20 protein-coding genes are annotated in these 21281 nt (G+C 66.9%); 11 read left to right on the plus strand and 9 right to left on the minus strand.

Translation table 11 applies throughout. The annotated features are described in order from the left end of the window. Nucleotides 1-34: 34 nt before the first annotated feature. Together VLI63_RS10645 and VLI63_RS10650 are read right to left on the minus strand one after the other, a co-directional pair. Nucleotides 35-343 carry an MTH1187 family thiamine-binding protein gene (locus tag VLI63_RS10645; RefSeq protein ID WP_409156833.1) on the minus strand — a complete coding sequence of 103 codons (309 nt, stop codon included), beginning with the start codon at nt 341-343 and terminating at the stop codon, nt 35-37. A 30-nt stretch (nt 344-373) separates the two neighbouring features. Further along, nucleotides 374-1810 carry a hypothetical protein gene (locus tag VLI63_RS10650; protein ID WP_409156834.1) on the minus strand — a complete coding sequence of 479 codons (1437 nt, stop codon included), beginning with the start codon at nt 1808-1810 and terminating at the stop codon, nt 374-376. A 73-nt stretch (nt 1811-1883) separates the two neighbouring features. Between VLI63_RS10650 and VLI63_RS10655 the strand changes: the two genes are divergently transcribed. Genes VLI63_RS10655 through VLI63_RS10665 form a run of 3 tightly spaced genes read left to right on the plus strand, consistent with a single transcriptional unit; the run spans nt 1884 to nt 4372 of the window. Beyond that, on the plus strand, nt 1884-2735 hold the full coding sequence (locus tag VLI63_RS10655) for an ABC transporter substrate-binding protein (RefSeq protein ID WP_409156835.1): 852 nt from the start codon (nt 1884-1886) through the stop codon (nt 2733-2735). A gap of 9 nt (nt 2736-2744) precedes the next feature. Beyond that, a complete protein-coding gene (locus tag VLI63_RS10660; RefSeq protein ID WP_409156836.1) occupies nt 2745-3602 on the plus strand; it encodes an amino acid ABC transporter permease in 858 nt (285 codons plus the stop codon). Then, nucleotides 3599-4372, plus strand: a complete 774-nt coding sequence (locus tag VLI63_RS10665; RefSeq protein WP_409156837.1) for an amino acid ABC transporter ATP-binding protein — start codon at nt 3599-3601, stop codon at nt 4370-4372. Before VLI63_RS10660 ends, VLI63_RS10665 begins: the two co-directional genes overlap by 4 nt. On the opposite strand, the gene VLI63_RS10670 is transcribed toward VLI63_RS10665, so the two are convergent. Next, a complete protein-coding gene (locus VLI63_RS10670) occupies nt 4369-5190 on the minus strand; it encodes an NAD(P)H-hydrate dehydratase (RefSeq protein ID WP_409156838.1) in 822 nt (273 codons plus the stop codon). The two genes, VLI63_RS10665 and VLI63_RS10670, sit on opposite strands and share 4 nt — an antisense overlap. Before the next feature lie 24 nt (nt 5191-5214). On the opposite strand from VLI63_RS10670, the gene VLI63_RS10675 reads away from it, so the two are divergent. After that, nucleotides 5215-5850 carry an HAD family hydrolase gene (locus tag VLI63_RS10675; protein WP_409156839.1) on the plus strand — a complete coding sequence of 212 codons (636 nt, stop codon included), beginning with the start codon at nt 5215-5217 and terminating at the stop codon, nt 5848-5850. Between the two features lie 2 nt (nt 5851-5852). Next, nucleotides 5853-6938 (plus strand): NADH:flavin oxidoreductase/NADH oxidase, encoded by a 1086-nt coding sequence (locus VLI63_RS10680; RefSeq protein WP_409156840.1) that lies wholly within the window; start codon nt 5853-5855, stop codon nt 6936-6938. Between the two features lie 22 nt (nt 6939-6960). Here the strand turns inward: VLI63_RS10680 and VLI63_RS10685 are convergent, their stop codons facing one another. The 3 genes from VLI63_RS10685 to VLI63_RS10695 form a co-directional block, all read right to left on the minus strand. Beyond that, nucleotides 6961-8001 carry a hemolysin family protein gene (locus VLI63_RS10685; protein ID WP_409156841.1) on the minus strand — a complete coding sequence of 347 codons (1041 nt, stop codon included), beginning with the start codon at nt 7999-8001 and terminating at the stop codon, nt 6961-6963. Beyond that, nucleotides 7998-9323, minus strand: coding sequence for a hemolysin family protein (locus VLI63_RS10690; protein ID WP_409156842.1), 1326 nt, complete (start codon nt 9321-9323; stop codon nt 7998-8000). The genes VLI63_RS10685 and VLI63_RS10690 overlap by 4 nt, the downstream gene beginning before the upstream one ends. Before the next feature lie 99 nt (nt 9324-9422). Next, a complete protein-coding gene (locus VLI63_RS10695; RefSeq protein WP_409156843.1) occupies nt 9423-10862 on the minus strand; it encodes a GuaB1 family IMP dehydrogenase-related protein in 1440 nt (479 codons plus the stop codon). Between the two features lie 147 nt (nt 10863-11009). Here VLI63_RS10695 and VLI63_RS10700 point away from each other — a divergent pair, with 147 nt between their 5' ends. Further along, the gene (locus VLI63_RS10700; protein WP_409156844.1) at nt 11010-14894 is read left to right on the plus strand and encodes a multifunctional oxoglutarate decarboxylase/oxoglutarate dehydrogenase thiamine pyrophosphate-binding subunit/dihydrolipoyllysine-residue succinyltransferase subunit; all 3885 of its coding nucleotides are present in this window, start codon (nt 11010-11012) and stop codon (nt 14892-14894) included. Nucleotides 14895-15222: 328 nt separating this feature from the next. After that, a complete protein-coding gene (locus VLI63_RS10705; protein ID WP_409156845.1) occupies nt 15223-15702 on the plus strand; it encodes a hypothetical protein in 480 nt (159 codons plus the stop codon). Between the two features lie 120 nt (nt 15703-15822). Here the strand turns inward: VLI63_RS10705 and VLI63_RS10710 are convergent, their stop codons facing one another. Next, entirely contained in the window at nt 15823-16065 is a 243-nt protein-coding gene (locus VLI63_RS10710) for an anti-sigma factor family protein (protein ID WP_409156846.1), read from the minus strand. Next, nucleotides 16062-16754, minus strand: a complete 693-nt coding sequence (locus tag VLI63_RS10715; protein ID WP_409156847.1) for a sigma-70 family RNA polymerase sigma factor — start codon at nt 16752-16754, stop codon at nt 16062-16064. The genes VLI63_RS10710 and VLI63_RS10715 overlap by 4 nt, the downstream gene beginning before the upstream one ends. 168 nt (nt 16755-16922) lie before the next feature. Between VLI63_RS10715 and aroA the strand changes: the two genes are divergently transcribed. Genes aroA through VLI63_RS10730 form a run of 3 tightly spaced genes read left to right on the plus strand, consistent with a single transcriptional unit; the run spans nt 16923 to nt 20175 of the window. After that, nucleotides 16923-18323 (plus strand): 3-phosphoshikimate 1-carboxyvinyltransferase, encoded by a 1401-nt coding sequence (gene aroA / locus VLI63_RS10720; RefSeq protein ID WP_409156848.1) that lies wholly within the window; start codon nt 16923-16925, stop codon nt 18321-18323. Nucleotides 18324-18326: 3 nt separating this feature from the next. Beyond that, the gene (gene rsgA, locus VLI63_RS10725) at nt 18327-19352 is read left to right on the plus strand and encodes a ribosome small subunit-dependent GTPase A (RefSeq protein WP_409156849.1); all 1026 of its coding nucleotides are present in this window, start codon (nt 18327-18329) and stop codon (nt 19350-19352) included. 10 nt (nt 19353-19362) lie between these two features. After that, nucleotides 19363-20175 carry an inositol monophosphatase family protein gene (locus tag VLI63_RS10730; RefSeq protein ID WP_409156850.1) on the plus strand — a complete coding sequence of 271 codons (813 nt, stop codon included), beginning with the start codon at nt 19363-19365 and terminating at the stop codon, nt 20173-20175. Nucleotides 20176-20181: 6 nt separating this feature from the next. On the opposite strand, the gene VLI63_RS10735 is transcribed toward VLI63_RS10730, so the two are convergent. Next, the gene (locus VLI63_RS10735) at nt 20182-20796 is read right to left on the minus strand and encodes a malonic semialdehyde reductase (RefSeq protein WP_409156851.1); all 615 of its coding nucleotides are present in this window, start codon (nt 20794-20796) and stop codon (nt 20182-20184) included. A gap of 78 nt (nt 20797-20874) precedes the next feature. Here VLI63_RS10735 and VLI63_RS10740 point away from each other — a divergent pair, with 78 nt between their 5' ends. Next, nucleotides 20875-21231 (plus strand): winged helix-turn-helix transcriptional regulator, encoded by a 357-nt coding sequence (locus tag VLI63_RS10740; RefSeq protein WP_409156852.1) that lies wholly within the window; start codon nt 20875-20877, stop codon nt 21229-21231. Nucleotides 21232-21281: the final 50 nt, after the last annotated feature.

Below are 21281 nucleotides of genomic sequence, written 5' to 3' on the forward strand. Positions count from 1 at the left end.
GGTTCTACTGTAGGGCGATGGCGGACCCTGGCGCTCAGCCCTGCGCGTCGAGCGCGCGCTCGAGGCGCTCCACCTTGCCGGTGAGTTCGCCCGTGTGACCCGGACGGATGTCGGCCTTGAGCACCAGGGACACGCGGGTTCCAAAGCTGCCGACGGCCTCGGTCGCGCGCTTCACCACGGCGAAGACCTCGTCCCAGTCCCCCTCGATGGTCGTGAACATCGAGTCGGTGTGGTTCGGGAGGCCGGACTCGCGCACGACGCGCACGGCGGCTGCGACGGCGTCGTGCACCGAATCATCCGAGTCCGGTGCGCCGCTGGGGGCGACTGAGAATGCTACGAGCATGGGATCTCCTCTGATCGATGGCGAAAGCGACTAACGGGCCGGCTCGCCCTCGTCCAGCCTGTCACGGTGCTCGGTACTCGTGTGGTCTGTGCTCGTGTGGTCTGTGCTCGTGTGGTCGGTGCTCATGTGCTCGGTGCTCGTGTGGTCGACACCGAACGGCCAGACCGCGGGAAGCCATGCCATGGGTCGATCGACGGTGGTTCGATCCACAGTGGGTCGATCATCGGGGTCGACGGAGAATTCGGCGGCCCGGGATGCTCGCCAGATCGAGACGACAGCCCAGCCGAGCAGGACGAAGTACAGCAGATTCCGGGCCGAGATCACGATGAGCATGAGCGGGTCGAGGCTGAGCAGATAGCCGTAGAGGTAGGGATAGATCACCTGGGTGAGGGCGGCGAGCACGAGCACCAGGACAGCCGGGGTTCGAAACAGTCGGCCGCGGCCCACGGCGTTTATTGCGAGACCGAGGATCACCGGCACGGCGAGCCAGGTGATGTACTGCGGCGAGCCGACCTTGTTGACGGCGATGAGGGCGACGACGTAGGCGAGCGACAGTGACGGCAGCAAGTCTGCGACGGCCACGCGACTGCGCAGGGCGAGCACGGCGAGAATCGTGATGGCGACCACCACGAGTGCCATGAGGGGGTTGATGAGCATGCTGGCCGCTTCGACACCGGGGCCTCGTACCTGCCAGGTGAGGAGCCCCTGGTCGTAATACACGAAGGTGTTCGGCACCCCGGCGAACTCCTGCCACAGCCAGACGGTGCTGATCGGCGCTTCCACCTGGAGCCCGCGAGCGGACTGCTGGGCGACGAAGCTGAAGACATTCGCACCGGCGCCGAGGGAGAGCGCGATCGCGACGATGACGAGGCTCGTGACCCCCGCACTGACCACAACCTTCCGGCGCGCGCGCACCGCGATCAGGATGGACACGAGCAGGGCGGCTGGCCAGACCTTTATCCAGGTCGCGAGAGTGAGGATCACGGCCGCGGCTCGCGGACGAGTCGCCACAAGCAGCACACCGACGATCGCCAGCGGAACGGTGATCGAGTCGATGCGCCCGACCGCGATGGGGCCGAGAAGCAGCAGGAATGCGACCCACCACCACGCCACCACGATGTTGCGGCTGGTGCGTCCCCAGCCGGTGAGGATACCGAACGCGAGCAGGTCGAGCACCAGCACCAGGCCGAGCCAGGTACTGGGAAACAGCTCGGGTCCGAAGACGCGGGCGATCAACATGGGTACGAGCGCGACTATCGGGTAGACCCACGAGCCGTCGATGCCCACCCAGTAGTTCGACACGAGGGCCTGATCGGTCCAGAACTTGTAGACGCTGGTCACGTCGCCGAAGGGCTGACCGGGACCATAGAGGTTCAGTGCTCCGAGCCACAGGTGCGCGAGGATGAATGCCGCCCAGAGCAGCAGCGGACTGCGCGCGGGCGAACGCAGCGTCGCCGATGTGGTCATGCTGGCAAGGGTATCCGGTAACAATTCGTAGTCCGCGCCATCCCGCGCGTCGCCGGTAAGCCATGATCGAGGGATGACCCGAATCCCTGCCTCCCGAATCGTCGCCGCCATCGGAGCCGCGGTGCTCGTCGCCGCTCTCGCGGCCTGCGCCTCGTCATCCCCCTCCTCTTCGTCCTCCTCGAGCGGGTCTTCCGGCTACGTCACCTCCGGAAAGCTCACCATCGGCACGGGTCAGCCCGCCTACTTCCCCTGGGTCATCGACGACACACCACAGTCGGGCAAGGGCTTCGAGTCCGCGGTCGCCTACGCGGTCGCCGACAAGCTGGGATTCGCCAAGAAGGATGTCGTCTGGGTTCGCTCCACCTTCGACCAGGCCATCGCGCCGGGTGACAAGGACTTCGACTTCAACCTGCAGCAGTTCTCCATCACGGATGAGCGCAAGGCCGACGTCGACTTCTCCTCGCCGTACTACGAGACCACTCAGACCGTGATCACGATCAAGGGTTCCAAGGCCGAGAACGCCAAGTCGATCTCCGACCTGAAGACCCTCCTCGTCGGCGCCCAGACGGGCACGACGAGCTTCGACGCCATCGAGAAACAGATCAAGCCCGCCGCCGGAGCCCAGGCCTTCAATTCCAACGACGACGCGAAACTCGCACTGCAGAGCGGCACCATCGACGCGCTCGTCGTCGACCTGCCCACCGCCTTCTACCTCACCGGTGCGGAGCTCGACGGCGGCAAGATCATCGGACAGCTGCCCAAGCAGACGGGCACCGGAGACCAGTTCGGTCTCGTACTCGCGAAGGGCAGCCCCCTCACGACGAAGGTCACCGCCGCCGTGGATGCCCTTCGCACTGACGGCACTCTCGACAAGCTGGCGACCACCTGGCTCGCGAGTTCGGCGGATGCCCCCGTACTCAAGTAGTTTGCAAGGATGACGACTGCCCTGCACGAACCGAGCGCGGTCGAACTCGACCGTCGAGGCTTTCGGCGACGCCAGACTTCGCGGTCGGTGCTCATCGCGGTGATCAGCACTCTCGTGTTCGCCGCGATCGCCTGGATCGCGATCGTCAACACGCCCGGTTGGCAACGGGTGCAGCACTCCTTCTTCGATCCGGCGGTGCTCGCGAAAGCCTGGCCGCGGGTGATCACCGGCCTCTGGCTCAACATCCGGGTGCTGTTCTTCGCCGCGCTCGGGGTGCTGGTGCTCAGCATCATCCTCGCGACCCTTCGCACACTGCGCGGCCCGATCTTCTTTCCCGTGCGCGCCCTCGTGGCCGGATACACCGACCTGTTCCGCGGGCTGCCGCTCATCATCGTGCTCTATCTCGTGGGATTCGGCATCCCGGGGTTGCGGCTCGATATCCCCCGGTTCCCGGCTGAGTTCTGGGGCACTATCGCGCTCATCCTCACCTACTCGGCCTATGTCTCTGAGGTGTTCCGGGCAGGGATCGAGTCGGTGCATCCGTCCCAACGACTCGCCGCGAGGTCCCTCGGGCTCAGCCACGGCCAGACCATGCGGCTGGTGATCCTGCCGCAGGCGATTCGCAAGGTGACTCCGGCACTCATGAACGATTTCGTGGCCATGCAGAAGGATGTGGGGCTCATCTCGGTGCTCGGGGCCATCGATGCCGTGCGGGCAGCGCAGATCGAGACCGCCTCGTCCTTCAACTTCACCCCCTATGTGCTCGCGGGGCTGCTCTTCGTGCTGCTCGCGTTGCCCATGATCCGACTCACCGACTGGTACACGGCGCGGATGCGGGCGCGCGAGCAGGCCGGGTCGATCGTATGAGCCAGTCAGAGGACGCGGCGACGCCGCGCGAGGAGGTGCTGCGCCTCGACAACGTCTGGAAGGCGTTCGGCGACACCGAGGTGTTGCGCGGCGTCGACCTCACCGTGGCGAGCCACCAGGTCGTGGCGCTGATCGGAGCGAGCGGGTCGGGAAAGTCCACCCTGCTTCGCACGATCAACCTGTTGGAGCGGGTGGATGACGGCCAGGTGTTCCTTCGCGGCACCGACATCAGCCGCCCGCAGACACGCCCCGATGTGATCCGTGCGCGCATCGGCATGGTCTTCCAGCAGTTCAATCTCTTTCCGCACCTCACCGTGCTCGACAACGTGACCCTCGCGAGCCGCCGCGTGTTCGGTGTCTCGCGGTCGACTGCCGAGCAGAAGGCGAGGCAGCTGCTCGACCAGGTGGGGCTGGCGGATCGCGCCGGCGCCTACCCCGACCGGCTGTCGGGCGGCCAGCAGCAGCGCGTCGCCATCGTGCGCGCCATCGCCACCGATCCAGAGCTCCTGCTGCTCGACGAGATAACCAGTGCCCTCGACCCGGAACTCGTCGGCGAGGTGCTCGAACTGGTGCGTACCCTTGCCGCCCGCGGCACCACGATCGTGATGGCCACTCACGAGATGGCATTCGCACGCGATGTCGCCAATCACGTCGTCTTCCTCGACTCCGGGGTGATCGCCGAGCAGGGACCACCGGCCCAGCTTTTCGGAGCCCCCCGCGAGACGCGTACCCGCGACTTCCTCTCCCGATTCACCGGCCTTGCCGGCTAGCTCCCCAGCAACTCGGCGATGACCCCCGGCACTGCGCCGATGAGATCGAGAATGGTCAATGGCCCCCCGGCGCTCGCCCGGGTCGCCGCCAGTCCGTGGATGACCGAGGCCGTCGCCCCGAGTCGGGCGAGCAGCGAAGGATCCGCGGCGATCTCCCGAGAGTGCGTGGCGACGAGGGCCCCGAGGATGCCGCCCAAGGCATCCCCCGCTCCCGCGGTCGCGAGCCAGGCCGGCGCGGAGGAGGCGACCAGGCACGTGCCGTCCGGTGCGGCGACATAGGTGCTGTGTCCCTTCAGCAGCACCGTCACACCGAGCTTCTGCGCCGACCGACCGGCGGCCTGCGCAGGGTCGCGTGCGATGTCTTCCGTGGATTCTCCCAGCACCTTGGAGAGCTCGCGGAAGTGCGGGGTGATGATCGCCGGCCCCGTCGCGCGATCGAGCAGGTCGAGGGCGCCCGCATCCACAACGACCGGGAGCCCGGAACCGAGCGCCGTGGCGAGCCGGTCGGCGGTGGCGGTGTCGCGGAGCGCGGCATCCATCCCGGAGCCGACCAACCAGGCCTGCACGCGACCGGCAGCGGCCACAGCCTCCGGGCGGCGCTGCAGCACGAAGGTCGTCGCCCTCTCGTCTCCGAGGTACCGCACCATTCCCACGCCGGTGTGGAGAGCCGCATCCACTCCGAGCACCGCCGCCCCGGGGTACGCGGCCGACCCGGTGACCACGCCGAGCACCCCGCGGGAGTACTTGTCGTCATCCGGTGCCGGCACGGAGATGAGGCCGGCGGCGTCGCGAGCTGTCCACGGCAGGAAAGTGTTCATGGGTCTCACGATAGTTTGGAAGGCGTGACCGATACCGCGCGAGCCCTGAGCATCCCCAACCGAGTCGTCGTCTTCGACTATGGGGAGGTCATCTCCCGGTCACCGAGCGAGGCCTCTCGCGCGGCTCTCGAAGCCCTCGCCGGGGTCGATCCCCAGCGCTTCCGGGTCGCGTACGAGGCGCACCGCGACGGCCTCGACCGCGGCACCACCAGCATCCGCGAGTACTGGATGCTGGTGGCGGCCGATACCGGCGCCGACTGGTCGGAGGCCCACATCCACGAACTGTGGGTGGCCGATTTCACGGGATGGATCAGTGTCGACCCCGCCGTGTTCGACGTCATCGCCGAGCTGCACGCCGGAGGTACCCGGATCGCCCTCCTCTCCAACGCCGGCTTCGACTTCGCGAGTCCCTTCCGCTACTCCCCGATCGCGCGTTTCTTCGAGCGGATGTTCGTGAGCGCAGAGATGCTCAAGCTCAAGCCGGAGGCTGACATCTACCTCGAGGTCGCCCGGGAGCTCGGAATATCCTGCGCCGAAATGGTCTTCATTGACAATAAGCAGGTCAATGTCGACGGCGCAGTGTCGCTCGGCATCACCGGCCACCACTTCGTCGGAGCCGCCGAGCTGCGCCGCTTCCTCCAGACCATTTCAGACAGGTGACCATGTCGACTTCCGCTCTCTTCAGCCCCTATTCGGTGCGCGCCGTCACGATGCGAAATCGCCTCTGGGTCGCGCCGATGTGCGAGTACTCGGTGGAGAAGCACGACGGGGTGCCGACCGACTGGCACCTCGTGCACCTCGGCGGATTCGCCAAGGGCGGTGCCGGACTCGTGATCACCGAAGCGACCGCGGTGAGCGCAGAGGGTCGCATCTCCCCCGAAGACACCGGCATCTACACCGATGAGCAGCGCGATGCGTGGGCGCGCATCGTCTCTTTCCTCCACGCGCAGGGTGCCGTCGCCGGCATCCAGCTCGCACATGCCGGGCGCAAGGCCTCCACCTGGCGTCCCTGGGCTGACGAGCGCGGGAGCGTGCCGGAATCGCAGGGGGGATGGACGGCTGTCGCCCCCTCCGCTGTCGCGTTCACCGGCTACGCCGTTCCCGCCGAACTCGACCGGGCCGGCATCGACGCTGTCGTCGCCGACTTCGCCGCTGCCACCCGCCGGTCCCTCGACGCCGGATTCGACGTGCTCGAGCTTCACGCCGCGCACGGCTACCTCCTCCACCAGTTCCTGTCGCCGCTGTCGAACCTCCGCACCGACGAATACGGCGGAAGTCTCGAGAACCGCGCCCGGCTGCTGCTCGAGGTGATCGCAGCCGTTCGTGCAGAAGCGGGCGAGGATGTCCCGCTGTTCGTGCGATTCTCGGCTACCGACTGGGCGGAAGGCGGCTGGGACCGGGAGCAGACCGCGACGGTCGCCGACTGGGCCAGGGATGCCGGCGCCGACTTCTTCGACATCTCGACCGGCGGTCTCGTCTCCGGCACCACCATCCCGCTCGCACCCGGTTACCAGGTGCCCTTCGCCGACTTCGTGAAGCACGCCTCCTCGGTCGAGGTGAGCGCGGTCGGACTCATCACCGGGGCGCAGCAGGCGGAACAGATCATCGCCTCCGGCCAGGCGGATGCCGTGATGCTGGCCCGCGCGATCATGCGCGACCCGCACTTCCCGCTTCGCGCCGCGCATGAGCTCGGCGTCGAACTGGACTACTGGCCGGACCAGTACCTCCGGGCGAAGTGGCCGGCCTGAGAGTCGTCACGACGCGCTGAGCTCACCTGCGGCGGGTGGCGTCCTGCACTTCGCCCACGAGCTCTTCGATGATGTCCTCGAGGAACAGGACGCCCCTCGTCTGCCCGGAATCGTCGAAGACTCTCGCAAGGTGCACCCCGGAACGCCTCATGGCCGCGAGGGCGTCTTCCAGGTCCATTCCACGGAAGATCGAGATGAGCTTGCGGATGCGCTTCGGCGGCACCGGCTCGTCGAATTCGCCGACCTCGTCCAGGTCGAGCACGTCCTTGAGGTGCAGGTAGCCCGTCGGCTCACCGACGTCGTTGACGAGCACGTAGCGGGAGAATCCGTTCTGAGCCACCGCGCGCTCGACGTCGGCCGGTGTCGCGGCTTCCGAGAGACTCACGAGGTGGGGCATACCGACGGCGATGTCCTTCACCTTCTTGGCGGTGAACTCGAAGGCCGCGTTGAGTGCGCCGATGGAGTCGGTGAGCACACCCTCCTTCGTGGATTGCGCGACGATGTTGGCCACCTCATCGACGGTGAAGGCGCTGTTCGCCTCGTTCTTGGGTTGCACCCGGAAGAGGCGCAGCACCCCGTTCGCCGTCGCGTTGAGGGCGTAGATGATCGGGCGGAAGACCATCGAGATGAAGACGAGCGGCGGCGCGAGGATGAGCGCGGCACGATCCGGAACCGAGAACGACAGGTTCTTCGGCACCATCTCGCCGATGACGACGTGCAGGAACGAGACGACGATGAGGGCGATCACGAAGGCGATGGTGCCGGCGACGTCTTCGGGCAGGTGGGTCAGGGCGAGCGGATACTCCAGCAGGTGGTGGATCGCCGGCTCGGAGACGTTGAGGATAAGCAGCGAACACACCGTGATGCCGAGCTGGCTGGTGGCGAGCATCATCGTGGCGTGTTCCATCGCGTAGAGAGTCGACTTCGCGGCACGACTTCCCGCTTCGGCCCGCGGCTCGATCTGGGATCGGCGTGCCGAGATCACGGCGAACTCCGCACCGACGAAGAAACCGTTGATCAGAAGCAGGATCACCAGCCAGGCGATGCCCCAGGTGTCGCTCACGAGGAGGCTCCGTCCGTGATCACCGAGGGGTCCGTGGTGGGCGTGTAGCGCACACGGTCGATGCGCCGACCATCGAGACGCTCGACCCGGAACTCGCCGCCCTCCACCGCAACGGTGTCACCCACGAGCGGCAGCCGGCCGAGCTCACTCATCATGAAGCCGCCGACCGTCTCGTATGGGCCCTCTTCCGGGATCACGACATCCGCCCGCTCGAGCAGTTCGTCCGGTCGGAGCATGCCGGGGAAGGTGAGCCAGTCCCGCGAACGAACCACACCGGCGAGAGTGCGGTCGTGTTCGTCCGCCACCTCTCCGACGAGCTCTTCCACCAGGTCCTCGAGCGTGACGACTCCGGCGGTGCCGCCGTACTCGTCCACCACAACGGCCATCTGGTAGCCCCGGCCGCGCAACTCCCCGAGCAGCACATCGAGCTTCATCGTCTCCGGCACGCGCAGCGCATCGGATTGCAGGGCGGAGACCGGCACATCCGCCCGCTTCTCGCGCGGCACGGCGACCGCTTGCTTCACGTGCACGAGTCCGACGACATCATCGATCGAGTCGTCGATCACCGGGAACCGGGAGAATCCGGTGCGCTGGGCGAGAACGATCACGGTGTGCGCCGAGTCCGTGCGGTCGACGCTGGATACCCGTGGGCGCGGAGTCATCACGTCGGCGGCGATGTGCTCACTGAACACGAGGGTGCGGGCGAGAAGCGTCGCGGTATCGCGGTCGAGGCTCCCCTCGGTGGCGGATCGGCGCACCAGGGAGCGCAACTCCTCGGCGGTGCGGGCGGAGGAGAGCTCCTCTTTCGGCTCGATCCCCACGGACCTCAGGATCACGTTGGCGGTGTTGTTGAGAAGCGTCACGAAGGGACGGAATACCGCGGTGAAGCCCACCTGGAAGGGGATCACCAGTTTGGCCGTCGGCAGTGGAAGCGCGAGGGCGAAGTTCTTCGGCACGAGTTCGCCGACGATCATCGAGAGCAGAGTGGCCAGCACGATGGCGAGCACCGAGGAGATCACGGTAGTCACGGCGGCGGTCAACCCCAGCCCGGAAAGGGGCCCCGACAGGAGACCTCCGATCGCCGGTTCCATCGTGTAGCCGGTGAGCAGCGTCGTCAGGGTGATTCCGAGCTGTGCGCTCGAGAGGTGGGTCGAGGTGATCTTGAGGGCACCGATGGTGAGGCCGAGGCGCTTCTCTCCCCGGGCCATCCGGGATTCGAGATCCGACCGGTTGAGGTTGACGAGGGAGAATTCCGAGGCAACGAAGAAGCCGGTGCCGACGGTGAGCAGGAGACCGACACCGAGCGTGATCAGCTCATACACGGGCATCACCGCGAGCAGCGAGAGGGGCAGGGCGCCATGAAGGGGGGTCGTCCATTATTCGGTCAAGTGTACGGGACGCCACCTGCCAAAAGGCCGGAGCTACCAGCTGACCGGCAGCGCCTTGCCCTCTTCGTAGCCCGCCGCGGACTGGATGCCAACCAGGGCGCGCTCGTGGAACTCGGCGAGGTTCGCCGCGCCAGCGTAGGTGAGCGACGAACGCACTCCGGAGGTGATCATGTCGAGAAGGTCTTCGACAGAGGGGCGCAGGGGGTCGAGGTAGATCTTCGACGACGAGATGCCCTCGGCGAAGAGGGTCTTCCGGGCGAGCTCGTACGGGTCCAGTCGATCGAAACGGTCATGAACGGCCTTGGTGGAGGCCATGCCCCAGCTCTCCTTGTAGAGCCGACCGGCGGCATCCGTCTCGAGGGTGCCCGGTGCTTCGATCGTTCCGGCGAACCAGGATCCGATCATCACGGATGACGCCCCAGCGGCGAGCGCGAGAGCCACGTCCCGCGGATACCGCACGCCGCCATCCGCCCAGACGTGCGCTCCGAGTTCGCGCGCGGCTTCCGCGGTCTCGAGCACGGCAGAGAACTGCGGGCGTCCGACGGCGGTCATCATGCGGGTGGTGCACATGGCGCCGGGGCCGACGCCGACCTTGACGATGTCAGCCCCCGCGGCCACGAGATCCTTCACCGCGGCGGTCGTCACCACGTTGCCGGCGACGATGGGCACGCTGAGACCAAGGGCCTTGACGGCACGGATGGCGCGCAACATGCCCTCCTGGTGGCCGTGAGCGGTATCGAGCACCAGCACGTCGACGCCGGCGGAGGCGAGGGCGGCGGCTTTGCGCGCGACATCCCCGTTGATTCCGACGGCCGCGGCGACGCGGAGCCTGCCGTTCGCGTCGAGGGCCGGCTGGTAGAGCGTGGAGCGTAACGCGCTGGTGCGACTGAGCGTGCCGACGACGGCACCGTGGTGCAGCACCGGAGCGAACTCGAGATCCGCTGCGACCATCAGGTCGAAGGCAGCCCGCGCATCCGTGACGTCGTCAGCGTCGATCGACGCGAGCGCGCCGTGCAACAGGTCGCCGAGTCTGGCATCGGGCAGCGCCGTGCCGAGACGGAGCGCCGGGATGCAGCCGACGAAGGCACCGCGCTCGTCGGTGATCACGATGCCGTGACCGCCGATCGCCGGGATCTGCCGGAGCGCTTCCGCCACGGTCTGGTCCGCGGAGAGGAAGAGGGGGGTGTCGAAGGCCACCGGCTGCGCCTTCACCCAGCGGATGGCCGCATCCAGCTCTTGCAGGTGGAGGTCCTGAGGAAGTACAGCGAGCCCCCCGCGGCGGGCGAGAGCCGCCGCGAGACGGGGACCGGTGACCGAGTTCATGTTCGCCGAGACGATCGGGATCGTCGCCCCGGTGCCGTCCTCGGGCGCGAGCGACACCGCCAGGCGGCTGCCGACATCCGAGTGACTCGGCACAAGGAAGACGTCGGAATAGGTGAGGTCGTGCCGGGGGGTCGTCTCGTAAAACTCCATGCTTTTAAAGGTAATCCCTTGCCGCTGGGCACGGAGGGCCACTCCGATGCGATTAAGCTTGAAGTGTCTGTGGCCAGCGTGGAACACCGGGCCGCACACCGATGTGATCAGTGAGAACAGCGATTCAAAGAGAGTGGGCGATCGGCTGTGTCTAGCCAAGTGACCGGAGTGGCATCAGAAGATGGATCCTCCGGCGAATTCGGAGCAAACGAGTGGCTCGTCGATGAGATGTACGAACGCTTCATCGTCGATCGCAACTCGGTAGACCAGTCGTGGTGGCCGATCCTCGAGAGCTACCACCAGACCACGGTTGAGGCCTCATCCACTCCCCCGGCGCCGACCCCTCCCGCTGCCCCCGCCGAGCCGAGCGCTCCCCCCCAGCCCGCAGCACCGGCCGAGCCTGTCGCACCCCAAGCTCCCGTCGAAGCGGCTCCCGTCGAAGCGGCTCCCGTCGAAGCGGCTCCCGTCGAAGCGGCTCCTGCCGCTCCGGCTCCGGCCCCGGCCCCGGTTGAGCCGCCCACGACCACCGGCAGCCAGCCCATCGCCCGAACCACCTCGATCCAGCCAAAACCGCAGCCGATCCCGGCACAGGCTCCGGCAGCATCCCCCCAGACCGCGCCGATCGCCACGACGGATGCCGCGGCCGCCGAGCCACAGGACGTCGTCTCCGCGCTCAAGGGCATGTCGAAGTCGCTCGCCGCGAACATGGATGCCAGCCTCACCGTGCCGACGGCGACGAGCGTGCGCACGATCCCGGCCAAGCTGATGATCGACAACCGCATCGTCATCAACAACCACCTCAAGCGCGCCCGCGGCGGCAAGGTGTCGTTCACCCATCTCATCGCGTGGGCTCTCGTGCAGACGCTCAAGGAGTTCCCGAGCCAGAACGTCTTCTACGAGGAGGTCGACGGCAAGCCTTCGGTCGTCGCACCGGCGCACATCAACCTCGCGATCGCGATCGATCTGCCGAAGCCCGACGGCACCCGCGCGCTGCTCGTGCCCGGTATCAAGAACACCGAGTCGATGGGCTTCCAGGAGTTCCTCGTCGCCTACGAGGACGTGGTCACTCGCGCCCGCAACAACAAGTTGACCGCCGCGGACTACGCCGGCAACACGATCTCGCTCACCAACCCGGGCGGAATCGGCACCGAGCACTCCGTGCCGCGTCTGATGAAGGGGGCCGGCGCCATCATCGGTGCGGGAGCCCTCGAGTACCCGGCGGAGTTCCAGGGCATGTCGCTGACTACCCTCGCCGATCTCGGCATCGGTAAGACGATCACACTCACGTCCACCTACGACCACCGCGTCATCCAGGGTGCCGGCTCCGGCGAGTTCCTCAAGAAGGTGCACGAGCTGCTCATCGGCCAGCGCGACTTCTACCAGGGCATCTTCTCCGACCTGCGCATCCCCTACGACCCGATCCACTGGGCGAGCGACATCCACGTCGACCTCGGCAACCAGGTGGGCAAGACCGCCCGGGTGCAGGAGCTCATCAACTCGTTCCGCGTGCGCGGGCACCTCATGGCGGATGTCGACCCGCTCGAATACAAGCAGCGCACCCACCCCGACCTCGACATCTCGAGCCACGGGCTCACCTTCTGGGACCTTGACCGTGAATTCGTCACGGGCGGATTCGGCGGCAAGCGTGCCGCACTGCTGCGCGAGATCCTCGGCGTGCTCCGCGACTCCTACTGCCGCACCATCGGCATCGAGTACATGCACATCCAGGACCCGGAACAGCGTGCCTGGATCCAGCAGCACGTGGAGAAGGTCTACACGAAGCCGACCAAGGACGAGCAGCTGCGCATTCTCGGAAAGCTCAACGAGGCCGAGGCCTTCGAGACCTTCCTGCAGACCAAGTACGTCGGCCAGAAGCGCTTCAGCCTCGAGGGCGGGGAATCCACCATCGCCCTGCTTGATGCGCTGCTCCAGGGCGCTGCCGAAGCCGACCTCGACGAGGTGGCAATCGGCATGGCCCACCGTGGCCGTCTCAATGTGCTCACCAACATCGCGGGCAAGACCTACGGTCAGATCTTCCGCGAATTCGAGGGAACGCAGGATCCCCGCACGGTGCAGGGCTCCGGTGACGTCAAGTACCACCTCGGCACCGAAGGCACCTTCACGAGCGCGAAGGGCGACCAGATCCCGGTCTACCTCGCCGCGAATCCGTCCCACCTCGAGGCCGTCGACGGTGTGCTCGAGGGCATCGTGCGCGCCAAGCAGGACCGCAAGCCGATCGGCACCTTCAGCGTGTTGCCGGTGATGGTGCACGGCGACGCCGCGATGGCCGGCCAGGGCATCGTCTCCGAGATCCTGCAGATGTCACAGCTTCGCGCCTACCGCACCGGCGGAACCGTGCACGTGAATATCAACAACCAGGTGGGCTTCACGACTCCTCCCGGGGAGGGTCGCACGTCGATCTACTCCACGGATGTCGCGAAGACCATCCAGGCCCCGATCTTCCATGTGAACGGTGACGACCCCGAGGCCGTCATCCGGGTGGCGGAGCTCGCCTTCGCCTATCGCCAGAAGTTCCACCGGGACGTGGTCATCGACCTCATCTGCTACCGCCGTCGCGGTCACAACGAGGGCGACGACCCGTCGATGACTCAGCCGCTGATGTACAACCTCATCGAGGCCAAGCGCAGCGTGCGCACCCTCTACGTCGAGGCTCTCGTCGGTCGCGGCGACATCACGCAGGAGGAATACGACGCGGCGCACGCCGACTTCCAGGATCGACTTGAGCGCGCCTTCGCCGAGACTCACGCGGCACAGACCGGCTCCATGCCGATCATCACCGCGGATGGCAACGCCGTCTCCGACCTCGAACGCCCGGGATCCCAGCAGGACGACCGCTCCGGCGAGCCCGCCTCCACCGCGGTGAGCGAAGGCGTGATCACCACCATCGGGGATGCCCACGACAACCCGCCTGCCGGGTTCACGGTTCATCCGAAGCTCCAGCAGCTGCTCAAGAAGCGCACCGAGATGAGCCGAAACGGATCGATCGACTGGGGCTTCGGCGAGCTGCTGGCCCTCGGCTCGCTCCTGCTCGAGGGCACTCCGGTGCGGATGGCCGGCCAGGACACCCGGCGCGGCACCTTCGTGCAGCGTCACGCGGTGCTCCACGACCGTCTCAACGGCCAGGAATGGCTGCCGCTCGGCAACCTCAGCGACAACCAGGCCCGGTTCTGGATCTACGACACCCTGCTGAGCGAGTACGCCGCGATGGGCTTCGAGTACGGCTACTCGGTCGAGCGAGCCGACGCGCTCGTGCTCTGGGAGGCCCAGTTCGGAGACTTCGCCGACGGTGCCCAGATCATCATCGATGAGTTCATCTCGAGCGCCGAGCAGAAGTGGGGCCAGCGCTCCAGTGTCGTGTTGCTGTTGCCACACGGCTACGAGGGCCAGGGTCCGGACCATTCATCCGCCCGGATCGAGCGCTACCTGCAGCTCTGCGCCGAGAACAACATGACCGTGGCGCGGCCCTCGACACCGGCATCGTATTTCCACCTGCTGCGCCGCCAGGCCTACGCCCGGCCGCGTCGACCGCTCATCGTCTTCACTCCGAAGGCGATGCTCCGGCTGCGAGGGGCGACGAGCGACATCGCCGAGTTCACGACCGGCAAGTTCGAGCCGGTGATCGACGATTCACGGATCACCGACAAGGGCGCCGTCAAGCGGGTCGTGCTGCACGCCGGCAAGATCCACTACGACCTGCACGCCGAGGTGGAGAAGCGCGGTCAGACGGATGTCGCTCTCGTGCGTCTCGAGCAGTACTATCCGTTGCCCCAGCAGCAGCTGAAGGCCGTGCTCGAGCAGTATCCGAACGCCGAGCTGGTGTGGGCGCAGGAAGAGCCGGAGAACATGGGAGCCTGGCCGTTCATCTGCCTCGAACTGGCGAAGCGCCTCGATGAGGGCCGCGCGATCTCGGTCGCCTCGCGTCCGGCATCTGCGAGCCCCGCCACCGGCTCATCGAAGCGCAGCGCGCAGGAGCTCATCGACCTGATGGACCATGCCCTGACGGTGCGCTAGCAGTTCTACGCCAAGAGCCCGCCTCCCTTCCGGAGGCGGGCTTTTTGTTGCACCGAAGGCGCAGGACTGGCAGTTGGTGCTGTCTCGGACCGATTTAAGAGCACCAACTGCCAGTGCTGTGGAGGCGACTGCCGCCGTGGAGCAGGGGCTCTGGATAACTTGCTCGTGAAGCCCGCCCTTGCGACACTCTGGGCGGATGACTCGCCACAGCCCCCTGCCGCCCGCTATTGCCGGAGTCGTGGCGCAAACGACAGTGACGAGGGTGGGGAGCGGCCTTCGGGTCACGTCTCCCATCGACACCTAAATCCAGCTCGCCCGAGTCTTGAGCGTGGACGACCTGATCGTGATGGGCGACGGGCTCCTCAGCCGACAGAGCCCGCGAGCGACGATGGCGCAACTCGTTGTCGGAGGGAAGAAGTCGGCGAATCGGCCGGGCATTGGCCGTCTTCGCGAGGCCCTCGAGGGAATTCGGGCGAACATCGACTCCGCGCGAGAATCCATGCTGCGTCTGCTCATCGTCCGCGGTGGGCTTCCAGAGCCCGAGGTGAACGCGGTGATCACCAATCGATACGGCGCCACTATCGGACTCGGCGACCTGGTCTATGCGAAGGAGCGCGTTCTGGTCGAATACGACGGCAGGGGACACTGGGGCAACGATCGGCAGTTCGCCAGGGACATCCGCCGCCTCGACGAGTTCATGGAGGATGGGTGGCGAGCGATCCGTGTCGACAAAGCCCTCATGGCCCAGACGGCGACCCTGGTTGGGAAGATCCGCACGGCGCTGGAGCAGTCTGGTCGGTCCACCTGAGGCGCTTCCGCTGCCACCAGACCAGAGAGCCGGCACCTGGTGCTGTCAGGGCACTTCCGCACAGCACCAAGTGCCAGTTCTGCGCTCAGACAGACCGTAGTTCAACGGCCTCGGGAGCCGTCAGTGGTTCGACTGCAGGGTGCGCAGTGTGAGCAGCACCTGGTCGCGCAGGTCGCTCGGGGCCGTCTCGCGGCAGGCGCGCTGCACAGCCTGAGTCAGCACGATCCCCACGTGCGCTTCATCGGTGCAGTCGTCGCAGTTGGCGATGTGCTCGGCGATGTCAGCGGCATCCGCCTTGGCCAGTTCATTGTGCAGGTACTCTTCGAGTTCGGCCTTCGCCTTGTCGCATCCGCAGTCGGTCATTTCTTCTTACTCCCAGCAGTGGCAGGTTGGGCACGCGTCCCAGAGGTGTTGATGCCTCGTTCGAGCGCGTACTCGGAGAGGAGGTCCCGCAGCATCCGCCTGCCACGATGCAGGCGGCTCATGACGGTACCCACCGGGGTCTTCATGATGTCGGCGATCTCCTGGTAGGAGAAGCCCTCGACGTCGGCGAAGTAGACGGCCATCCGGAAGTCCTCCGGAATGGACTGCAGGGCATCCTTCACCGCGCTGTCGGGCAGATGATCGATCGCCTCTGCCTCGGCCGAGCGGGTCGAACGACCCTGGGTCACCGATTCGGCACCGCCGAGCTGCCAGTCCTCGAGGTCATCGATGGTTCCCTGGTAGGGGTCGCGCTGCTTCTTGCGGTAGTTGTTGATGAACGTGTTGGTGAGGATGCGGTACAGCCAGGCCTTGAGATTCGTACCCTGCTGGAACTGGGCGAAGGCCGCGAACGCCTTGACGAATGTCTCCTGCACCAGGTCAGCGGCGTCCGAGGGGTTGCGCGTCATCCGAAGGCCGGCGGCGTACAGCTGGTCCATGAAGGGGATCGCCTGGGCCTCGAAGAGCGTGCGAACATCGACGACCGGCGTCTCCGGCTCTGCGGTCGCGACCTCGGATGCCACGGCGTCCGAGTCGGCGGGTGTGGCGGTGTCATCCTTCGAAGTGCTCATCGCCGCCAAGCTTACTTCGCTGCGCCAACGAGCGGCCTGGCCGCTGAGCGGCAGGCTGGAGGGCGTTCTTCGCCCCATCACCGCGGGGCGCTCGAGCAGAACTGGCACGGGTCATCCTCTCCTCGACCGCATCCCTTCTGGGTGCTGTGCCGATACCCTTAGTAACCAATGCATGTCTTCAAGTATTCCGGCCCCGAATTCAACCCCTTCGGCGATGAGGGATTGATCGTGAGCGGCGAGCCCGGACCGTGGGCCGCACCCGTCGCAACCGGGCCGCTCGCCGCCCGTCTCGCGCTGCCCGGGTCGAAGTCCCTCACCAATCGCGAGCTCGTGCTCTCGGCGATCGCGAGCGGCCCCTCGACCCTGCGCGCCCCGCTCCACTCGCGCGACACGGCATTGATGATCCAGGCGCTCCGTGCACTCGGCACGGATATCGTCGAGCTACCGGGAGACTCGCCCTTCGGTCCCGATCTGCTCATCACCCCCGGCGAACTCTCCGGCGGCACCTCGATCGACTGCGGGCTCGCCGGCACGGTGATGCGTTTCCTGCCCCCGGTCGCCGCACTCGCGCTCGGACCGGTCGCCTTCGACGGTGACGAATCCGCCCGCAGGCGGCCGATGCGGACGACCATCGATTCGCTTCGGGCGCTGGGGGTGGATGTCAGCGACGACGGCCGCGGAAAGCTCCCGTTCAGCCTCTACGCCACGGGTGTCGTCGCCGGCGGTGAGATCGAGATCGATGCCTCCGCGTCGAGCCAGTTCGTTTCAGGACTGCTCCTGGCCGGGGCACGTTTCACCAACGGCCTCACCCTCCGGCACGTCGGAGACGGGCTTCCGAGCCTCGCCCACATCGACATGACCATCGCGACTCTCGCCCGTCGCGGCGTCGCTGTGCAGAGCCCCGAACCCGGTCTCTGGATCGTTCCGCCCGGCGAGATCGCCGGCATCGAGATCGACATCGAACCCGACCTCTCCAATGCCGGCCCGTTCCTCGGCGCCGCACTCGTCGCCGGGGGATCGGTCACCGTCACGGGATGGCCAACCCACACGACGCAGGTCGGTGCCGAGATGGCGTCGATCCTCACCGAGATGGGCGGCGAGGTCTCCTTCGCCGAGACGGGCGACGGGCTCGGCGACCTCACCGTCACGGGCACGGGCGTGCTCCGCGGCATCCGCCTCGACAATGCGAGCGAACTGGCCCCGACCATCGCGGCCCTCGCGGCCCTCGCGGAGGGAGAGACAGTGCTCACCGGCATCGCCCACCTGCGCGGGCACGAGACCGACCGTCTCGCGGCCCTCGCAACCGAGATCAATGCCCTCGGTGGAGCTGTCACCGAGACTGACGACGGCCTCGTCATCCACCCCCGCCCCCTTCATGGCGGAGCCTGGCACAGCTACGAAGACCATCGGATGGCGACGGCCGGCGCGATCATCGGGCTCGCCGTCGACGGGGTGACGGTGGACGATATCGCCACGACGGCCAAGACCCTCCCCCAGTTCCCCGAGCTCTGGACCACCTCCCTGCTCGGCCTCCGCGCCCGCTCCGCCGATCCGCTCGACCTGATCTAAGGCATGAGCTGGCTCACCGATGTCGACGATGAAGACGACGACAAGTACGCGGACTACGAGGCGCGCAATCGGCCAAACCCCAAGGGCAACCGGGCTCGCACCAAGATCCGACCGGAGCACACGGATGCTGTGACGGGACGGGTCTTCACCGTCGACCGCGGGCGATACTCCGTAATTGTCGGTGAGGGGACCCCCGAGGAGCACGCCGCGCTCGCCTCCCGCGCGAGCGAGCTGCGGAAGCAGCCGATCGTCACGGGTGACTACGTCGATCTGGTGGGTGACACCTCTGGCGACGAGGGGACGCTGACTCGGATCGTGCGCATCCAGCCGAGAACCACGGTGCTTCGCCGCAGCGCGGATGACTCGGACGAGGTGGAGCGCATCATCGTCGCGAACGCCGACCAGATGCTCATCGTCGTGGCGGCAGCCAACCCGGAGCCGCGTCCGCGACTCGTCGACCGCTATCTCGTGGCCGCCTTCGATGCGGGGCTCACGCCGATCCTGTGCATCACCAAGACCGACCTCGCCGACCCCACCGGGTTTCTGGCGAACTTCGCCGGGCTCGACATCACGGTCGTGCGAAGCGGGGTCGGGGCGATGCCGACCGCCGAGATCGCCGCACTGCTCGAGGGGCACACCACCGTGGCGGTCGGGCACTCCGGCGTCGGCAAGTCCACCCTCGTCAACGCCCTGGTCCCCGATGCGAACCGGGCTATCGGCCGGGTCAACAGCGTCACCGGACGCGGTCGCCACACCTCCTCTTCCACTATCTCGTACCGGGTGGGCAGCGGCTGGGTGGTGGACACCCCCGGCGTGCGATCCTTCGGTCTCGGACACGTGAACACCGAGAACATCCTGCGGGCCTTCACCGACCTCGCGGCGATCGCCGAAGACTGCCCGCGTGGCTGCACGCACCTGCCCGATGCTCCGGACTGCGCGATGAACGAACGGGTCGCCGCCGGTGAGCTGGGAGATTCGGGCAGGCTGCGGCTGGACTCGTTCCAACGCCTGCTCGCCTCGCTCACCTAACCTTGATGCCGTGACCGAATACAGCCTGCAGTCAGACCTCTCCTTCGCCCGTCAGCTCGCGGACATGGCGGATGCCATCTCGATGGACCGCTTCCGCTCCGTCGACCTCGTGGTCACCACTAAGCCGGACATGACCCCGGTGTCGGATGCCGACCGGGCTGTAGAGACCGCCCTGCGCGCGGCGATCGCGGACAGCCGCGCGGGAGACTCCGTGCGCGGCGAGGAATTCGGCGTGGAACCGGGAGCGGGGGGCGACTCTCGCCGGCAGTGGATCATCGATCCGATCGACGGCACGAAGAACTACGTGCGGGGGGTGCCGATCTGGGCCACCCTCATCTCGCTGGCGATCGACGGCGTTCCCGTTGTCGGAGTGGTGAGCGCGCCAGCCCTCGGCACACGCTGGTGGGGCGCGACCGGCCAGGGTGCCTTTGTCAACGAACAACTCGGCGCCCTCCACAGCGACCAGGCCCGTCGCATCCACGTGTCCCAGGTGTCGGAGCTCGCGGATGCCTCGATGAGCCTGAGCGGCCTGACCCGGTGGGAGAACGCGGGCAGGCTCCCCCAGCTCCTGGAACTCACGCGGCACGTGTGGCGAACTCGCGACTACGGCGATATGTGGCCATACATGATGGTGGCGGAGGGCCTGCTCGAGGTCTCCGGCGAGTACGACCTTCAGGTCTACGACATGGCCGCCCTCGTGCCCATCGTGCGGGAGGCTGGCGGCACCTTCACCTCCGTCGACGGTGAGGACGGGCCGTGGCACGGCTCCGCCCTCGCCACCAACGGGTTACTTCACGATCGCGTGATCGCGGCCCTGGCCTGAGGCCGGCTAGGCGAAATCGACGACCTGCGCGGCGTCGAGACGCGGAAGACGGTTGCGGAATGCTCCTTCGCCCGGATGGCCGATGTTGACCACCATGAAGGACTTGAGCCGCCCGTCCGGGAAGAAGTCGGCGTCGAACGCTGCCGCGTCGAAGCCACTCATGGGACCGGCCGCGAGACCCTGCGCGCGCACGGCGAGCACGAAGTAGCCGGCCTGGAGCGCGGAGTTGAGGCGAGCGGTGCTGAAGCGGGCATCCTCGTTGCCCTCGAAGACCTCCTCGAGCTGCGGCATGAAGGGCATGACCGTCGACACGTGCTCGTGGAATCGGGAGTCGAGGGCGAGTACGGCGACGGCCGGCGCGGCGAGCGTCTTCTCCTTATTGCCGTCGGACATGTGCTGGACGAGCCGTGCACGAGCTTCGGGGCTTTGCACGTAGACGACGCGGAGGGGCTGGAGGTTCGCCTGGGTGGGCGCCCATTTCGCGAGGTCCCAGATCTGGGAGAGCTCGGCATCCGTCACCGGGACGTCTGCGAAGGTGTTGGCGGTGCGCGCCTCGGTGAACAGCAGCGAGCGACCGGCGTCGTTCAGGGAGTCGAGGGCGGGAGCTGAGGAAAGAGTCATGGCAATCCGATCGTAAAGATGAAGTTACTAGTATAAAACTAGCTGCTTGTGTAACAGTAGCACTGTAGACTGCATTCCATGCCCGACCAGATCAGCGCCGAATCCGACCCGCGAATGTGCGACTCCGCGCTCGCGAGAGCGTTCGACTTTCTCGGCAAGCGCTGGAACGGGGTCATCCTCGGCACTCTCAAGACCGGAACGGCCGGTTTCGCCGAGCTCAAGAGAGCGGTCGTCGGCATCAGCGATTCGGTGCTCTCGGAGCGCCTCACCGAATTGGTCGCGGCAGGCATCGTGGAGCGGACCGTGGATGCCGGACCACCCGTGTCCGTGTCGTACCGGCTCTCGACCTCGGGGCTCGCCCTCCTGCCCGCGCTCGACGAACTCGCGGCGTGGGCGACGAGCAACCTCGCAAAAGCCCCGGCGGCTGCGCGATAAGATCGTTTGCGTCAGCCGGTTGTTCGGCTGCCGGAAGAAGGAGCGTTCCC

Source organism: Lacisediminihabitans sp. H27-G8 (assembly GCF_046156175.1).
Lineage (GTDB): Bacteria > Actinomycetota > Actinomycetes > Actinomycetales > Microbacteriaceae > Lacisediminihabitans.